The organism is Nostoc sp., assembly GCF_036919575.1.
In the GTDB taxonomy this organism is placed as follows: domain Bacteria; phylum Cyanobacteriota; class Cyanobacteriia; order Cyanobacteriales; family Nostocaceae; genus Nostoc.
Genome location: NZ_JBALBY010000052.1, coordinates 39,044 through 56,332 on the forward strand (window position 1 = coordinate 39,044; position 17,289 = coordinate 56,332).

The 17,289-nt window shown below is 42.5% G+C and carries 20 protein-coding genes; 10 read left to right on the top strand and 10 right to left on the bottom strand.

What is annotated here, in order from left to right:
- Positions 1-95 precede the first annotated feature (95 nt).
- Together V7K27_RS15035 and mgtE are read right to left on the bottom strand one after the other, a co-directional pair.
- On the bottom strand, positions 96-1,160 hold the full coding sequence (locus tag V7K27_RS15035; protein WP_334948462.1) for an aspartate carbamoyltransferase catalytic subunit: 1,065 nt from the start codon (positions 1,158-1,160) through the stop codon (positions 96-98).
- A gap of 121 nt (positions 1,161-1,281) precedes the next feature.
- On the bottom strand, positions 1,282-2,634 hold the full coding sequence (gene mgtE, locus V7K27_RS15040; RefSeq protein WP_334948464.1) for a magnesium transporter: 1,353 nt from the start codon (positions 2,632-2,634) through the stop codon (positions 1,282-1,284).
- Between the two features lie 521 nt (positions 2,635-3,155).
- Here mgtE and V7K27_RS15045 point away from each other — a divergent pair.
- Both V7K27_RS15045 and V7K27_RS15050 read left to right on the top strand, forming a co-directional pair.
- A complete protein-coding gene (locus tag V7K27_RS15045) occupies positions 3,156-3,455 on the top strand; it encodes a type II toxin-antitoxin system RelE/ParE family toxin (protein ID WP_334785485.1) in 300 nt (99 codons plus the stop codon).
- 10 nt (positions 3,456-3,465) lie between these two features.
- Complete coding sequence (locus V7K27_RS15050; protein ID WP_292784190.1) at positions 3,466-3,765, top strand: HigA family addiction module antitoxin; 300 nt, start codon at positions 3,466-3,468, stop codon at positions 3,763-3,765.
- A 230-nt stretch (positions 3,766-3,995) separates the two neighbouring features.
- Here the strand turns inward: V7K27_RS15050 and V7K27_RS15055 are convergent, their stop codons facing one another.
- Positions 3,996-5,012 (bottom strand): WD40 repeat domain-containing protein, encoded by a 1,017-nt coding sequence (locus V7K27_RS15055; RefSeq protein WP_334948466.1) that lies wholly within the window; start codon positions 5,010-5,012, stop codon positions 3,996-3,998.
- A 413-nt stretch (positions 5,013-5,425) separates the two neighbouring features.
- On the opposite strand from V7K27_RS15055, the gene V7K27_RS15060 reads away from it, so the two are divergent.
- Both V7K27_RS15060 and V7K27_RS15065 read left to right on the top strand, forming a co-directional pair.
- Complete coding sequence (locus V7K27_RS15060) at positions 5,426-8,632, top strand: glycoside hydrolase family 15 protein (protein ID WP_334948468.1); 3,207 nt, start codon at positions 5,426-5,428, stop codon at positions 8,630-8,632.
- A gap of 41 nt (positions 8,633-8,673) precedes the next feature.
- The gene (locus V7K27_RS15065; protein ID WP_334948470.1) at positions 8,674-9,051 is read left to right on the top strand and encodes a GxxExxY protein; all 378 of its coding nucleotides are present in this window, start codon (positions 8,674-8,676) and stop codon (positions 9,049-9,051) included.
- A 53-nt stretch (positions 9,052-9,104) separates the two neighbouring features.
- Here V7K27_RS15065 and V7K27_RS15070 read toward each other — a convergent pair whose 3' ends face one another.
- A complete protein-coding gene (locus tag V7K27_RS15070; RefSeq protein ID WP_334948472.1) occupies positions 9,105-9,419 on the bottom strand; it encodes a YkvA family protein in 315 nt (104 codons plus the stop codon).
- A gap of 267 nt (positions 9,420-9,686) precedes the next feature.
- Between V7K27_RS15070 and V7K27_RS15075 the strand changes: the two genes are divergently transcribed.
- The 5 genes from V7K27_RS15075 to V7K27_RS15095 all read left to right on the top strand — a co-directional run bounded on the left by V7K27_RS15075 (position 9,687) and on the right by V7K27_RS15095 (position 14,209).
- Positions 9,687-11,948 (top strand): ATP-binding protein, encoded by a 2,262-nt coding sequence (locus V7K27_RS15075; protein ID WP_334948474.1) that lies wholly within the window; start codon positions 9,687-9,689, stop codon positions 11,946-11,948.
- A gap of 139 nt (positions 11,949-12,087) precedes the next feature.
- Entirely contained in the window at positions 12,088-12,819 is a 732-nt protein-coding gene (locus V7K27_RS15080) for a MotA/TolQ/ExbB proton channel family protein (protein ID WP_334948476.1), read from the top strand.
- Positions 12,820-12,859: 40 nt separating this feature from the next.
- On the top strand, positions 12,860-13,543 hold the full coding sequence (locus V7K27_RS15085; RefSeq protein ID WP_334948478.1) for an ExbD/TolR family protein: 684 nt from the start codon (positions 12,860-12,862) through the stop codon (positions 13,541-13,543).
- Positions 13,544-13,565: 22 nt separating this feature from the next.
- The gene (locus tag V7K27_RS15090) at positions 13,566-13,709 is read left to right on the top strand and encodes a hypothetical protein (protein WP_334948480.1); all 144 of its coding nucleotides are present in this window, start codon (positions 13,566-13,568) and stop codon (positions 13,707-13,709) included.
- Positions 13,710-13,846: 137 nt separating this feature from the next.
- Complete coding sequence (locus tag V7K27_RS15095) at positions 13,847-14,209, top strand: phage holin family protein (protein WP_334948482.1); 363 nt, start codon at positions 13,847-13,849, stop codon at positions 14,207-14,209.
- Positions 14,210-14,418: 209 nt separating this feature from the next.
- On the opposite strand, the gene V7K27_RS15100 is transcribed toward V7K27_RS15095, so the two are convergent.
- The 6 genes from V7K27_RS15100 to psb29 all read right to left on the bottom strand — a co-directional run bounded on the left by V7K27_RS15100 (position 14,419) and on the right by psb29 (position 16,457).
- Positions 14,419-14,592, bottom strand: a complete 174-nt coding sequence (locus V7K27_RS15100; protein WP_334948484.1) for a DUF6887 family protein — start codon at positions 14,590-14,592, stop codon at positions 14,419-14,421.
- Complete coding sequence (locus tag V7K27_RS15105) at positions 14,573-14,764, bottom strand: DUF6888 family protein (protein ID WP_334948486.1); 192 nt, start codon at positions 14,762-14,764, stop codon at positions 14,573-14,575. Before V7K27_RS15105 ends, V7K27_RS15100 begins: the two co-directional genes overlap by 20 nt.
- Entirely contained in the window at positions 14,761-14,829 is a 69-nt protein-coding gene (locus V7K27_RS36505; protein ID WP_442947621.1) for a hypothetical protein, read from the bottom strand. Before V7K27_RS36505 ends, V7K27_RS15105 begins: the two co-directional genes overlap by 4 nt.
- Positions 14,830-15,088: 259 nt before the next feature.
- Complete coding sequence (locus V7K27_RS15110; protein WP_334948488.1) at positions 15,089-15,322, bottom strand: hypothetical protein; 234 nt, start codon at positions 15,320-15,322, stop codon at positions 15,089-15,091.
- A gap of 120 nt (positions 15,323-15,442) precedes the next feature.
- Complete coding sequence (locus V7K27_RS15115; RefSeq protein WP_334948490.1) at positions 15,443-15,634, bottom strand: DUF6887 family protein; 192 nt, start codon at positions 15,632-15,634, stop codon at positions 15,443-15,445.
- Positions 15,635-15,749: 115 nt separating this feature from the next.
- Positions 15,750-16,457: a photosystem II biogenesis protein Psp29 gene (gene psb29, locus V7K27_RS15120; protein ID WP_334948492.1), complete on the bottom strand. Its 708-nt coding sequence runs from the start codon at positions 16,455-16,457 to the stop codon at positions 15,750-15,752.
- Between the two features lie 209 nt (positions 16,458-16,666).
- Between psb29 and V7K27_RS15125 the strand changes: the two genes are divergently transcribed.
- Positions 16,667-17,272, top strand: coding sequence for a chromophore lyase CpcT/CpeT (locus tag V7K27_RS15125; RefSeq protein ID WP_334948494.1), 606 nt, complete (start codon positions 16,667-16,669; stop codon positions 17,270-17,272).
- The last annotated feature ends 17 nt before the right edge of the window (positions 17,273-17,289 follow it).

Genomic DNA, 17,289 nt, shown 5'->3' on the forward strand with positions numbered 1-17,289 from the left:
CATAGTACAAATAAACGAAAATATTATACTATATGTCTATCGAATTATCGTAGTATTAATTTCAGCTAAAGCACATACCTGCGCGGAATGTGGGATTAAACCTTACCGCTTCCGATCAAATACAACAGCGCCATACGAACGGCGACACCGCTGGTAACTTGCGATTGAATAAGACTAAATTCCGGGTCATCCATCAAATCAGAACTAATTTCAACACCACGGTTGACTGGGCCTGGATGCAAAACTTTGACGTTAGGTTTAGAAAGTTGCAGCTTTGTGCGTGTAATGCCAAATAGCTGATGATATTCTCGTAAACTTGGCAGTAAATGAGCCGTCATGCGTTCCTTTTGCAGGCGCAAAGTCATGACAAAATCAGCATTCTGCAAAGCTGGTTCTAGTTGCCAATGTAGAAATAGTTGGGGAGTGGGGAGTGGGGAGTGGGGAGTGGGGGATGAGAGAATTAATTTGTCTTCTCCTGCTCCCTGCTCTTTCCCCTCTACTTGCTCAGAGATATACTCGGCAAATAACTTGGGTAAGAGGGTGGGTGGTGCTGCGAGATGCACTTCGGCACCACTGGCAATTAAACTCCAAATATTCGATCGCACCACACGAGAATGGAGAATATCCCCAACAATGGCAATCTTTTTTCCTTTTAAAAGTTCCAATCGGGGGTGATCTGGGTCAATTAGAGTACAAATCGTAAATAAATCTAGCAGTGCTTGGGAAGGATGCTCATGTTGACCATCACCAGCATTGAGAACACTAACTCGTACACCTAGACGATCCATTTCAGCCGCGATCGCATTCGGTACTCCTGCCTCTCGATGGCGGACTACCATAATATCAGTTCCCATCGCCAAATAGGTTTTCGCTGTGTCGAGAATTGTCTCTCCCTTAGTCATAGAGGAAGATGCTGCGGCGAAGTTCAGCGTATCCGCACTTAAGCGTTTGGCAGCGAGTTCAAAACTGCTGCGAGTCCGAGTAGAGGGTTCAAAAAATAAATTCGCCACCACCTGTCCCTGCAAGGTTGGTACTTTCTTCGTCCGCCGTGATAGCACCTCTTGAAAACTGGCAGCAGTTTGCAAAACAGTATCGTATTCAGTGGTAGTGAAATCAGCTAGGGAAAGAATGTGATGACGATTCCAGGTGGTAGTAGGCATAAGATGTGGGGAGTGGGGAGTGGGGGATGAGGGAGCAGGGGGAGATGAGGGAGCAGGGGGAGAAAGAATAACTCATGCAATGCCCAATGCCCAATGCCCAATGCCCAATAACCAATACCTATCACGTTGGTAAATGAAAAACATTCAATGCTAGAGAAATCAGACTGAGAAAAGTTAAAAAACCAATTGTATCTAACATTGTTGTTACTAACGGCCCGCTAACTAGGGCAGGATCAAGCTTCAGTCGTTTCAAACCCATTGGCAGTAAAGTGCCCAGTGTAACAGCCACAATTGTATTAGTTGCCATTACCATTCCGGCAATTAAAGCCACCCATCGCTCTTGGGGTCGCGCCCAAATTAAGGAAAGTAGGATCATCGTTGTGGCTAAAGCTAGGGCTGTACCTAAACCAGCTAAAAGTTCTTTGCGGAGAATTTTCAAGGTATCTTTAGGTGTTACCTCGCCTACTCCCAAGCCGCGAATTGTCACCGTTAATGATTGAATACCAACAGTGCCACCGGTGTTAGAAAAAATCGGCATAATTACTGCTAAAACTGGCACTGCGGCAATTACAGATTGAAAAGGCGCGATCGCACTGGCTGCACCAATATACAGTGCCATAATGCCCAACAGCCAAGGCAAGCGGTTGCGGATGGTGAGTAGGGGAGAGGATAAAGCGGCTTCATCACCACTCACACCCCCCAGTTTTTGAATATCTTCTGTGGCTTCTTCTTCCAAAATATCCATGACATCATCAATGGTGACAATGCCTACCAATCGGTCTTCTCGGTCAACCACGGGGATAGCGATTAAGTCATAGCGCTGCATGATTCGCGCCACTTCTTCTTGAGGGGTTTCAGTTGTCACCTTAATGACGCGATCACTAGCAATATCCTTGATGGAAACATCGGGAAAGGTAAACAATAACTGACGCAGTGAAACTACTCTCACCAGCGTCCGGTTATCATCTGTGACGTAGGCGTAGTAAATCGTCTCCTTGTCTTCGTCCTGACGGCGGATTTTGCTCAGGGCTTCACCTACAGTCAATCCTTCCCGCAGCCGCACATATTCGGTTGTCATCACCCGCCCAGCCGTGCCTTCGGGATAGCCGAGAATCGTTGCTGTTGCTTGCCTTTCTTCTGGACTCAGTTCTTGTAATAGCCGTTTGATTACCCCAGCAGGTAGTTCATCAAACAATTCTGCCCGTTCGTCGGGACTCATGGCTTCTACAAGTTGCACTACCTGGACATCATGCAGAGAATTAAGTAGTTCTTCCTGCACCTCTGTAGGCAGATATTCAAATACATCAATTGCTTGAGCTTTGTTGAGTAAACGGAATGCGATCGCCCGTTGTTTTTCAGGCAATTGTGTAATGTATTCTCCCACATCCACAGGTTGCAAGCGATTTAAATCCCATTTCAACTGGTTTAAATCGGTAGTATCAGTCAGCAAATCCCGAATATCTTGTGTGAGCATAATATATATCTCCTAAGTCTCCCCCGCGCTGGGAGACTTCCTCGCCAGTTCAGAGGAGGTTGATACTGCCATCTGGTGGACTATGGTCCATAAAATTTCAACAATTTAATATCGATATCTAATTCAAGGCATCGCTAGTCATCATCCTAACCCGGAATAGCCCTCTTCGGTACATACTGAATACAGTTAAAATATTTACAACATTATAAGTAGTCTTTGGTATCAAGCAACTTCATGCGTAGTCACCTGGACGACGAAGAATCAAAAATGGGTTGACAGGTTTCACTTCATAGTCGCGGTAATCTGTTTGAGCTTTGGCGATCGCTCTTGGGTGTGCCTACTTTACTATATACTTAGATATATAAACAAAAGTTGATACTCTGTTACCAGCGCGATCGCTCTTCTCCTAAAAGTCACTTTTTGTAAGTGATTTGCAAAAAAAGTATTAATGGTGATATATTTAATTTGAAGTTACGAGTTACGTAACGCATAACGTGTACTACTGTTCTGCTGCCGCTATTATGTCTCCGTCAAATGATTTTCCGAAGTACAAGGATAAAAGGACGGAGGAGTTTGTTGCTGGTAAAAGGGTAAAAGAGTTTCAGTCTTTTGAGAGACAAGCGTATAAACGACTTGAAATATTAGAAGCCGCCACTAGTAAGGAGGATCTAATGCAGCTACCTAGCAATCGCTTTGAGTCTCTAGGAGGAGATAGAAAAGGTCAGTACAGTATCCGAATTAACGAGCAGTGGAGAATTTGTTTTAACTGGACAGAAGGATCTCTTAAACCATTCAACATAGAAATCATAGATTATCACTGAAAGAGGTAAAATGACACGTCCACCTATCCACCCTGGAGAAATTCTTGCTGATGAAATTAATGAATTAGGGATGTCTGCAAGCGAACTAGCGCGTGTTCTGGATGTGCCTAAAAATCGGATTACCGAAATAATTAATGGACAGCGAGGAATCACTGCCGATACAGCTTTGCGATTGGCACAGTATTTTGGGATTAGCGCTGAGTTCTGGATGAATTTGCAAAAAAATTATGAGCTTAGGTTAGCTGAACAAACAGTAGGCAAAAAAATCCAAGAGACCATTCGCCCTCGCGTATTAACTTCTTGTACATAAGTCACAGTTTATATTACCAGAGCTACTAGCACAGCTATTAAAATGAGAATGTAACCACCCACATATCCAGAACAGCTGCGAAGCCTCCGACAACAAATTGGTTGAGAACTGTCTCAACTCGAAACTGAAATTACTGATGACGATAAAATTAACGACGAAGGCGAAGATGAAGAGTGGGAGTAACAATGATTGGCACTAGTCAACTAAATATTTACTTTATAAATGCTCTCTTAGGCAGTAAATTTCCAAAGTTTAACATTTCCATGATGATCTCCACATACCAAATACCTATTACTTATAGCTAATGAGTTGATCCCTGCTTTGTGTTTACCTGGAAATTCTTGCAAAATTTCTTTGCTTTCAGTACACGATATCCTGATATTTCCATTTAGTGTAGCAGTGATGAGAATACTACCGTTATGATTTAGGAGAACGTTGGGGACAAATGGGCCACCATCCGATGCTGGTGCTGCTTCAATTATTTGTATTCTTTTGCCACTCATAGTATCCCATAGGTACACTTCGTTATGTCGATCTGATGCAGTAGCTAGAACCCTTCCTCTATCGTCAATTGAGCAGTAACTCACTTCTCCATAATGACTATCAGGGAAAGCTCTAATAAGTTTTGTAGAAGGCATTTCCCAAACTCGATTTTCTCCAAGTCCGCCTCGTGCATACAACCGTTCTCCATTATTATTAAAGGCTAATAGGTCAAATTCCCAGAATCTTTCGTCACTAATTTCAGCAATCTGCTTCAATGACTTTAAGTTCCATATAATGACTTTGATTTGATGTGAGTAATCTATCGCCGCAGCCAAGTAATTAGCTCTAAGATTGATTGCAAGACATCCTACAGCACTTGGCGTCTCTAAAGTTTGTGAAAGCTGATTAGACAAATAATTCCAGATTTTTATTCTCTTGTCCCAACCTCCACTAATTACATTACCCTTCTCTCCAATTACAACTGAACTAGCATTACTATCATGAGAGTATGAGGCGATAAGCTCACCAGATAAAAGATGCCAAATACTTACCTTTCCATCTGTTGATGAACAAGCAAGAATTCCTTGCAATTCATCAATAGCAATCTTTGCGATTCCTATATATGAATTACGTATTTTATGCGATCGCAAAACTTTAAAGAGTTTTAATGGCGATAAATATTTTTTTCTCTCATCTTCAGATAGCTTGAGCCAAGGTAAGGAAGCTTTGTTGTCTAGCCCATAAGAGAAAAATTCATCCTTCATAACTTTGTTTATTGGATTTCGGTTGCAGGCTTTCAGTAGTAGTGCTGTGAAAGAAATCGTAATAAATTCTTTCCGCGTCATAACGTCCTAAACGTTCAGTGAACGTTCGCTGAAATTAGCACTGGTTTATCTACTGTAAACTATCAACAAGAAGAATTCGTTATGCCTTAAGCAAAACATAAATTTAAGTATAAATTGTTATTCGTATAAATGAAGATTTGAACAAATATCAGATTTTAGTTTGCGATCGCTAAAATTAAGTACTCAGAAACCTATTTACACGAGATAATAATAAACTCACACTACCCTCAGCTGTTGTCCCATCAACCATTACAGAACTTGTTCTGACTTGGTTTAGGTAATTAACTTCACAGTCACAGGGTCGAATTTTGCAAGTAGTTCTGAACCAAATCATGAAAACATCCACCGAATTGCTAGCTCGTCTGGAGTATTATTACCAGCAAATCAAAACAATCATTCTGACTCGCCAGAATCCGATTACTGGTTTACTACCTGCGAGTACAGCGATTACAGCCCACGGCGATTATACTGATGCCTGGGTGCGAGACAACGTTTACAGCATTTTGGCAGTTTGGGGTTTAGGACTTGCATACCGCAAGATTGATGACGATGAGGGACGCACTTATGAGCTAGAACACAGTGTCATCAAATTGATGCGCGGGTTGTTGTTTGCAATGATGCGACAGGCTCATAAAGTAGAGACATTTAAACATACTCAGTCGTTACTGGATGGACTGCACGCTAAATATAATACCGCGACTGGCGACATTGTTGTTGGTGATGACGAATGGGGACATTTGCAACTGGATGCCACATCTATATTTTTACTGATGTTGGCCCAGATGACCGCAGCCGGATTGCAAATAATTTATACAATTGATGAAGTGAATTTCGTCCAAAATTTGGTTTACTACATTGGACGAGCTTACCGTACACCAGATTACGGCATTTGGGAACGTGGTAATAAAATTAATCGTGGTAGTGCTGAGTTAAATGCCAGTTCCGTAGGCATGGCAAAAGCTGCTTTAGAAGCTATCAACGGACTGGATTTGTTTGGTGTGCGTGGTAGTCAAGCATCGGTGATTCATGTGCTACCAGATGAAATTGCCCGCGCCCGGATTACTTTAGAATCCTTATTACCGAGAGAATCTGGTTCCAAAGAAATTGATGCGGCGCTGTTAAGTATTATTAGTTATCCTGCCTTTGCAGTGGAAGATTTGCAGTTACGCGATCGCACCTTTAACGATATTATCAATAAACTCGCAGGTAAATACGGCTGCAAACGCTTTCTACGTGATGGACACCAAACTGTTTTAGAAGATCATCAACGTTTACACTACGAACCGAGGGAACTCAAGCAATTTGAGCATATTGAATGCGAATGGCCGTTATTTTTCACTTATTTAGTTCTAGATGGATTATTTCGCGGCGAACAAGAACAAGTTAAAAAATACCAAGAGCTTTTAGAATCATTACTTATAGAACAAAATGGTTTGCGTTTATTGCCAGAACTTTATTATGTTCCAGCCGAAAACATAGAAGCAGAAAAGTTAGCACCGCAAACTCAACCACGTTTGCCCAATGAAAATATTCCCTTGGTGTGGGCGCAGAGTTTATATTTTCTCAGTCAAATGTTGAGTGAAGGGTTACTGGCGGTTGGTGATATCGACCCTTTGGGAAGACATTTGTGTGTGGGAAAACAGCGTGAAGCATTGGTACAAATTGCTTTATTAGCAGAAGATGAAGATTTACAGACAAAACTAGAAGTTCACGGAATTGAAGCACAAATTCCTACCCAAGTAGAACCGATTCAGGTGAGAGAAGCTGGAGAACTTTCAGCTATTTATACCCAAATTGGACGTAATGACAAATTTGGTTTAACTGGGCGTCCATCGCGGCGACTGCGGAGTTTAACAACATCTAGAATTTTTCGGATTAGCGGCGAAACAATTGTATTTTTACCTTCATTTTCCGACTCTCAACAGTTTTACTTAACCCTTGATTACCATTTTTTGCTAGATCAAATTAGAAGCGAACTAGCTTACATTCAAAAATATTGGAACGATTTAGGTCGTCCTACTCTGACTTTAATGTTGACGCACACCATGTTAGAAATCGGTTCTGAGGCATTACTAGAACTAATGCAAGAATTGAAAGATGGTGTTTGTAACGGTGTGCGGGTGAAATTAGGGCGGCTAAATCAGCTAATGCTAACAGCTGGAATCCAAAGAATTGATTTTCTGCCAAATGCAGAATTTTCGCGATCGCCAGTGAAAAATGCTAGACTACGTTGCTATTATCTAGCTGATCATCCTGATAAAAACTGGCGCTTAGGAAATACCCAAGAATTTCAAATGGAGTGCGAAACCAACTTTGGGTTATTACTTTCTTATTTGCGTTCATCAGAGAATATCTACGAGCAAATCGGGTTATTGCAAACTTTAACACGCTTGCAAGGAATGGAATTTGATACGGGGTACGGTGGCCCAGGATATCCCGTCACCGTAGCCGATTTACTCGATGAAGTTTACACGAAAGCTGGAGATTTAGGTATTTGGGCGGTGGTGCGCCGGGCTGCGGGGGTACGGCAGATGGTTGATATCAGCCTATCAGATGCAGTGACAAGTATTTTGGTACGGGGTAAGCAAATTGCTGTGGGTAAAGCTTACAGTGAGGCGTCCTTGATTACCGTCCCCATGTCACACGATGAAATTGCCGATAAAATTAATCATTTTTGTCGTGAGGATATACGCGATCGCGTCCTCACCCAGGAGATTTTAATCTATCTTGGTATCTTAATTCGCTCAGAATCCGAACTATTTCAGGGATTATTGACGCTGAGAGTTGGCTATCTCATCTTATTGATAACCAGCGAACTAGCGCGGGAATTGTATGTCACTCAAGATGAAGCATACGATCACTTAATGCAACTTTCACCCTTTGAAGTGAAAATGCGTTTGCGTCAGGTATTAACTGGATATACTGGCATGAGTAACCTGTTGCGCCAGCAAGAATCACTGCACGTCAAGCAAAAAGAAAGTGATATTGCTTGGGTAGTGTTACCAACAATAGGAGAAGAAATAGAAATTCCGCCCGGCGGTTGGCGGCGGTTTCGCCAAGCCGAGGGTGCGACGGGGCGCGTACCAAAAGAATTTTTTAAGCAAGTTTGGCTATTAATGCAACATTGCAAAGGGCTAGTAATTGGCGATAAACTAGAGCGTCGCAATCGTTTAGATAGTGAGATAATGTTGTCAGAAATGACAGCCGGTGAAAGAAATTTTGCTCTGTTGGTTGAGCATTTGCTGAATAAAATTGAAGCTCCAGAATATCGCCAAGTTAATATTGAAGCATTAAGAGAATTAGCTGCGATCGCTGCCAATAATCCCAACTTGCAAATCGAAGAATATATCGTATTAGATGTGTTAATTGGTCATGCAGTGCGATTGGCGTGGCTAGAAAATCATAATCATCGCAGCGATCGCTATGATGAGGATAAGGCTAGTGCGTGGCGATCGTTTTACAACACTTCTCCTAGAGATTGCGCTAGTTATATTTTGAAGGCTTTCCGCTTTTTAACAGAGTTTGTGAAAGATTTTTAAAGGCAAAGTGGCGCAGAGGAAACCGCAGAGGAACGCAGAGGATGAGAGAGAATGAGTTGAGTGGGGTGATTATTGGGTGTGCGATGAGGGTGCATACTGCTTTGGGGCCTGGTTTGTTGGAATCGGCTTATGAGGTGTGCTTGGATTACGAGTTGAAGGAAGCCGGATTGAATGTTGGTAGGCAAATTCCATTGCCTTTGGTTTACCAAGATGTGCAATTGGAATGCGTTTATCGATTAGATTTGATAGTCGAAAACAAAGTAATTGTAGAGATTAAATCTGTAGAATCCTTCCACCCGATTCACCCCGTTCAACTCCTAACCTATCTCAAACTAGCAAACTGCAAACTAGGTCTTCTGATCAACTTCAACGTCCTCCACCTCAAACAAGGTCTTAAACGCGTAGTCAACAACCTCTAACTCTGACTCCGCGTTCCTTTGCGCTTCCCTCTGCGTTCCTTTGCCTTAAAAATTTACTTAACAGAAACAGCATCAACATCAATGGTGCTTCCAGTGGAGGTAGAACCCTCAGTACTATTAGGTACTTCAGAACCCACATCACCCTTACGAGCTTTCCAGCCTTCAATTACTAGCCCGGATACCTCACTAACTAGCAGGGTCAAAAGGAAAACATCATCAATCTGTCCCACAACAGGTATAAAATCTGGGGCAATATCAATTGGGCTGACCAAATAGACTAACGTTCCTAAAATTACCCACCAACGGTACTTGGGGTTACGAAGCAAATTGCGATACCAAGTGTAAAGTGATTGGATTGAAAATTTCATATTTTGAACCTCCAGTTATCTTTAATTTTGACAAATTATCCTAAAAACTTCCGGTGGGAATAACCGCCCTAGTTAGTCTGGAAGACGCTACTCGTAATCTGTCACCAAATACCTACTCTGTGATTCTGCACAAGAATAAATTGTATCGATGTTGATTGTCTATTTTAGAAGGGAATCCTAATTATATAAGTCTAAAGTTTCGCCTCTTTAGTGTAAATTTATCTGCTTTTAAAAAGGCGAAGCACTAACGCAGGATGAAACCTACCGATGAAGAAGCATCACTTTAGCATATCTAAAATCCCCCTACAGATGGTTCTAATTATTCCCTTTGTCTTACAAATATTTGGAGCGGTGGGTTTAGTAGGTTATTTGTCATTTAAGAATGGACAGAAAGCTGTCAACGAGTTAGCAGACCAGTTGATGGATCGAACTAGCAATATAGTAGATCAACATTTAAATTCTTATCTATCTATTCCCCAAAAAGTGAGCCAGATTAATGCTGATGCTATTCAGATGGGGTTATTAGATGTGCGCGTAGGCGCAGCCGGCCGTAGGCATCGCAAAACTGTGGGAAAATATTTCTGGAAACAAATGCAGGCTTATGACCTGACCTACATCGGCATCGGACTGACCACAGGTGAGGGTGCAGGAGCCGCCCGTTACGATGGCAAAACTGTGACGATTGATGATTGGAGTGCCAAACCTCCAAAAAATTCCTATAACTACGCCACAGATGACCAAGGCGATCGCACCCATGTCAATACTATTGTTGATTGGAACAATTTCAACTTAACTTGGTACACCGAACCTATAAAAGCTGGCAAACCTATCTGGTCGCGGATTTTCACCTGGAATTATCCCAATCATCCATACATCTCTGCTTCAGCTGGTCGTCCCATTTATGACGCGCAGAATCGATTACTGGGGATGGTTGCAGCGGATATCCATTTATTAAAATTGAGTGAGTTTTTACGGGGTTTAGATGTTAGCCACTCTGGACAGGTTTTCATTCTGGAGCGGAATGGGATGCTGATAGCGAACTCTAGCACACAGCAGCCTTTTGCCCTGGTCAAGGAAGAGATTCGACGAATAAAAGCCACCGACAGTCCTGATCCTTCAGTTCAGTCGATTGCTAAACAAATTCAGCGAACCTTCAATGGTTTTGAGTCCATCACCGAATCCAAAAAACTGCGACTGAATTGGCAAGGAGAAGCAAATTTTGTCAATGTCACCCCCTGGCGTGACCAATATGGACTGGATTGGCTAGTAGTGGTGAGTGTGCCGGAACACGCTTTTATGGGACAAATCAACGCCAACACCCGCACTACCATTTTGCTCTGTCTGGGAGCATTGGCTGTGGCAACCCTCATGGGTTATTTAACCTCCCACTGGATTACACAGCCGATTCTGCAAATAAACCGAGCAAGTCAGGCAATGGCATCAGGCAATTTAGACCAAACTTTAGATATCAAAAACATCCAAGAACTCAATGTACTTGCCCACTCCTTTAATCACATGGCAGGGCAATTGCGCGAATCTTTTACAGCGTTAGAAAACAGTAAGGCAGAGTTAGAAGACAGGGTAGAAGAACGCACCACCGAACTCAAAACCGCCTTGAGTGAATTGCACCACTCTCAAGTACAAATGCTTCAAAGTGAAAAGATGTCTAGTCTAGGTCAACTGGTGGCAGGTGTGGCACATGAAATCAACAACCCGGTGAACTTTATCCACGGCAATATTACTTACCTAAACGAATACACTCAAGATTTGCTCAGGATGATCCACCTTTACCAACAACGTCATCCCAACAATGATCCAGAGGTGCAAGCGCTAGCTGAAGAAATCGATCTGGAGTTCCTAATCGAGGATTTACAGAAGATGCTAGCTTCTATGAAAATGGGGACTGACCGGATTCGGAACATTGTGCTATCACTGCGGAACTTTTCTCGTATGGATGAAGCAGAATTCAAAGCAGTTGACCTTCATGAAGGAATTGAAAGTACGCTGTTGATTTTGCAATACCGTCTGAAAGACAAACCAGAACGTCCAGCAATTGTAGTGATTCGAGATTATGGCAAGTTGCCCAAAGTAGAATGCTATCCCGGACAACTGAATCAAGTCTTGATGAATGTTCTGGCGAATGCGATCGATGCTTTAGATGAAGTAAACGCCAATCGCAGCTATCAGGAAATAGAGGCAAATCCTAGCCAGATTAGCATCCGCACCTCAATCAACAATTCGCAGTTGGTGGAAATAGCGTTGGCAAAGCCCGCCGTTCGCGTAGCGTCTCCTAGAGAAGGCATCGCTGATAATGCCGGGGGAATGCCAGAAGAGGTTAAAAATCGGATCTTCAATCCTTTCTTCACCACCAAACCTGTAGGCAAAGGAACCGGCATGGGCATGGCAATCAGCTATCAAATTATCACCGAAAAACATGGTGGCAAATTGGAATGTTTTTCTACTCTTGGTGAAGGAAGTGAGTTTATCATTCAATTGCCTACGCAGCAGCAAGTTTCTACAGCAGTCTAAGTCAAATACGCCATGCTTATACGGTCTTTTTAGGTTTTCGAGAAATTTATATTTTAGAAGTCCCTCATTTTGGATTAATCTCTAAAATTAAAATGCTTTAGCATATTTGCTCTAGTCATGGAGGGAGGAAACTTAAACAGTGGATATTTTAGATTTATTTTATAAAGGCGGGCCAGCGATGTGGCCTTTGCTAGTTCTCTCGATTCTGTCTTTGAGTGTGATTTTTGAACGTTTGTGGTTCTGGTTGCGAATTTTGACTCAGGAAAAGCAAATAGTCGATCGCATCCTGGATGCTGCCCAGGATAATTGGGAAGTAGCTGCGGACATTGCAAGCAGGGCAAGCCATCAGCCTGTCGGTCGTTTTCTCTATGCCCCTCTACGCTTAACAAAAAATGATGCGGAAACCTTTCGACTAGCACTGGAAGCTACGGCAGAAGATGAATTAGCTGGAATGCGGCGGGGCGAAAAACTTTTAGAAGCCGTAATTGCCCTCGCGCCACTGCTGGGATTGTTGGGTACGGTTTTGGGTTTGATCCGCGCTTTGCGATCAATTCGGATTGGCGATTTGGGAACTGAATCTACAGCTGGGGTGACTACTGGTATTGGTGAATCACTGATTGCTACGGCAACTGGGCTAATAGTTGCCATTATTAGTTTGGCATTTTACCGCCTATTTCAAAGTTTTGTAGTCAACCAAGTCAAAGTTTTTCGGAAGGCAGGGAATGAGATGGAATTGCTCTACCGTCAGTCTCCACCTGATTTTAGTAATAGAACATCAGCAATTGTGCGGGATAATTTTACTCCACCACGCAAACCAGGAAAGACTAGGCTTTCTGAACCCCCTGAACCTCCAAATTCACCTGAGCAATAGTCAAGAATTCAACCCGCGAACTAGACGTTAGAGTGAGACAATGAAAGTTAATCTACATACTCCAATTGAAGAAGTCCAAGTTCAAATCATTCCTTTAATTGATGTAATTTTTTGTATCCTGACGTTTTTTTTGTTAGCAGCTTTGCAATTTACGCGGCAACAAGCAATAAATGTTGATTTGCCTAAAGCCAGCTCCAGTTCAGTATCTGGGATAACCTCACAAAGTGGAAGTTTGATTGTAACTATTGATGCCGTTGGCAATACTTACATAGAAAAACAGCCTGTAAAACGGGAGGATTTGCGAGAGAGGTTAAAACAGTATCTCCAACAAAATCCCAGTGCCATTGTGGTGCTGAATGCTTCGCGGACAGCAACTTACAATGATGTGATTGAGACATTGGACTTGCTGCGGCAAGTAGGAGGCGATCGCGTGTCTTTGGGAATTATTCCTGGCCCATCTCAACCACCCACAAACTCACTCAACCAACCTACTGTTCCGTCATTCCCAATCAATCCTGGTGCAGCACCACTTCCAGGTATCAATCCCGAAGGGAATCTTACCCCTAATTTTCCCTTAGCACCTAATAATTCCATACCCTTACCTAGCGTCAGTCAGCCTCCAACTGGACAAAGCATCAGTCCGGTCAATCCTGGTATTTCCAAACCACCAGCATCTCTAGCGCCTGTAGCACCCAAACAAACCCAACCTACTCTTAAAAGATGAGATAGGGCATGGGGCATTGGGCATGGGGAAGGGTGCAGAGGAGAGGAATTTTCCGCCTGCCCCCTCATCTCCCTCATCTCCCTCATCTCCCTCATCTCCCTCATCTCCCTCATCTCCCTCATCCCCTCATCTCCCGACTCCCCTTCAAGCTCTTTCCCAATCCTAAAGATATCTAAAATAAAATTCGGTTAGAGAAAAATTTCCTGCTAATTTATAGATAATTGGTTGAGCTTTAAAGATTTTTCCACCGATAAACTAAAGTAATTTATCACCAATTGCCATTCACGTTTCAGGGGTTGTGGCATGAATATCGTGACGCTTTTAATTGTTTGGGTAGCAACAGGTATCAGCCTGTTGATAATTAGCAAATTGCCTCTGGGAGTCGAAATTGATACTCCAGGTAAAGCCTTCCTTTCTGCCGCAGTGCTTGGTATCGTGACGGCAATAGTCAGACCGATTTTAAGCCTCGTTTTTGCAGTACCAAATTTACTCACATTGGACTTATTATCCAGTATTTTCACATTTATGATTGCCGTGGTTTGTTTTAGTATTGCTGCTTGGTTAGTAGACGGCTTTCGCTTGCGTTACGGGATTTGGAGTGCTGTTATCGGGGCATTGGCGCTGACTATAATTAACAGCTTAATCTACAAGTTGTTGGGCGTGTAAAGCTAAGAGTTAGGAGTTAGGAGTGATGAGTTATTAGTAATTCCAAACTCTGCCAATTTTGGATTTTGAAACGCAATACAAAGGTGGTGCCTAACTGTTGGGTAGGTTAATTGTGTTCATGATATTTTTGTGAAGTGAACAATTTGTAACAAAATAAAAGCGCTGTGTTAGTAGCACAGCGCTTTCTCAAGGATTTGGAGTCACAAAGGTTATTGTTGACTTTTTTGCTTGAAAATTTCCTCAAGCTCTTCAACCGTTACAAACTTTGCATTTGCCTTAATCCTGTCTGACAACTCGTAAAAAGCTTCGTTGTCATTTGGATTTTTTAAAACATAAGCCCGTAACTCGGCTTTACTCATTGCCTTAAAATTCGGTTTGGTCATAGCCTACTTTTCCTTCCTTACTAATAGTTATATCGATTTCGTCACCTGCCAACATTGCCAAACTGCTATCTCTCTCATCCATCCTGACTAGGGTTATTGGCTTAAGCATTTGATTTGTCAGTATGTAACTCAGCCGATACAACTGCTCAAGTTGCTGCGGAGTTGGCTTCAAATTTTTACCTCCTTTGTCTCGCCGACCAGCACAAAAATTCTCTTAATGCGTTGGTCAAAACGCACTACGTTAATGGGCTGCAATAAATTAAATGAGCTTACTGACAAGGTAAATGCACTTGTTAACCCTCAGTTAGATCAATGCCCAAACCGTAGAAGTATTTGACGCGTAGGCGTAGCCCGCCGTAGGCATCGCGCTCATGCTGTTACCTGCTTTTTAGCGGTATTTAGTTTTCAAGGTTCTGAACAGCGATCGCACTTTTAGTCAGTGCGATCGCTCCCCACTATGGAAAATTCCTAATCAATTGCAGCAGTTCTTGGTTTTTTACTGTTGATCTTGCCGTTCTAATCGCTCCCAAATACGGCGGTTTTCAGTTTGCAGTCCTCGGATGTCAGATTGCATCTGTCTAATCTCACCAACTATTACCTCAAAGTTTTGTTGATGAATTTGAACAGTTTGCAGCAAAGCCTCAGCTGTTACCCTCAGATCAGCATTTACTTGCAACTGCCTATCTAACGCTGCTTCTATTCGATCTAGTCTGTCTGGCTGATTAGTCAACTGATTACCTATTTGTTAATTATTCGCATCCTCTGTAGCTGGTCGTTTGCTGCATATATTTAGTTTTCAAGGTTCTGAACGGCGATCGCACTTTTAGTCAGTGCGATCGCTTTCAAATTGCTATGCTCTACCTATTCGCTTTCGCATCTCGGCTTCCAGTTCTTCCGGGGTGGTTACTGCTATGCGTCCCGGTACAGTTTGCAATAAATCCATGTATCTGTGAAATGCTTCGGTATCATTGGGGTGCGATCGCACATAAGTCAGTAATTCATGGCGTGTCATGTTGTCAAAATTAGGTTGACTCAATGGCATTACAAAGAAGGCACGTTACCAGTAGCAGAAGCAGAAAAACCAGAGCCTTGCACAATTGAATTTTGGATTTTGGATTGAAGTAAAAATCTAAAATCTAAAATTCAATAACTCCTAATTATTCATTGGAACTTGGGGGAGCAACTGGGGTAGTTGATTGTTGTTTACGTTGCTCACGTTTTTTGCGATCGGCTGAGAGCATATCTGCCATCACCACCAGCGCTTGCGCCATCTTGTCTAGGTTAGAACGGTATAGCTCCAAATCCTTGTTGAGTTTGTCATCGGAGAGGTGCAAGCCAGCAGCGATCGCTTTCAGCGCCTCAGTGAGTTGTTTTTCATCTTTGACTAATTCGGGATCTGACAGTTCTAATAACGAAAATACACCAATTGCAAACAAACGGTTGTATTTAAAGTTAGGATTGTTGGCGATCGCTTGCAAATGCCCTTGCAGGTCAGCATCTCGATCTAAGTGAGTAGTTTGACCTAGCCATGCAATTAAATCTTTAACTGGTAAACCTTTAGCTACAGTTTGCAATCTTTGGGCATCCTGTTGATAGTGTTGCGGATCTCGTTCTATAGCCCGACATAGGGCGTTAAAAATTGATTCTTGATCACGTTCTGGTTGATAGCCTTCCATGAAGCGGTCAAAGGTAGTGACGACACCCAAGGCATAAATTGGATTGTAGCTAAAATCGATATTTACTGACAGTAGATGCATTTCCACCATCAATTCTTCTACTACCCGACGATAAATAGTGTTGATCGGACGGGTGTGAAGATTGTAGAAAGTTCGTTTTGTATCAGAGACAGTACGGACGTTATTCACAAAGAAAAACAAAATGTTAAGGGCGACGTATCTTTATTTTCTCGCTTAAAGGCTACTTTGCCAAGTTGAGCTTTTAGCTGGTGACGGTTTCATTTACAATATAGACAAATCAGAAGTACTTTATAAGCTTCTAGGCACGGGGGATAAGACCCTTTACGCTAAAAAACTAGCCAAAAATTATTATCCTTAATGATTCGTTTATCGTATTTATGAACTTCTCGCCACAGTTAATTGCTTTAGGTGAGTATTTAGCTGGTGAATTTGATAATCGGGAACAAGCGATCGCAGATCCAGTTTGGTATGTCCATCTCCGGCTGTGGCAAAGACCAGTTAATCTGTTCACAGAAGATAGCATCACCTTGTTTGCCGAACAGGCTAGCGTTATTAGCCTAGATCAACCTTACCGCCAGCGAATTATCCGGTTGCGTCAGGGCAGCAACTCTGATGCTTCTCTGGAAGTACAATACTATATGCCTCAAGATCCAGGTGCATTAAGAGGCGCAGGTCATAACCCTGCTCTACTGAACACACTGACACCCGAACAATTAGATTTACTACCAGGTTGTATCCTAACAGTTACCCAGGAAACACTAGCTGGCGATCGCTATCAGTTTACCGCTACCCCACCACCAGAGACTCGTTGCAGCTTTACTTATCTTGGTAATAGCGTCTATGTTTCCTTGGGATTTGAAGCTACTGCGGCAGAATTTCACAGCTACGACAAAGGAATTGATCCCGCAACTAAAAAAGCAACTTGGGGAGCGATTATGGGGCCTTATCGTTACACCAAGCGAAATCAGTATTCAATAAGATAAAGATATGAGTCATAAGT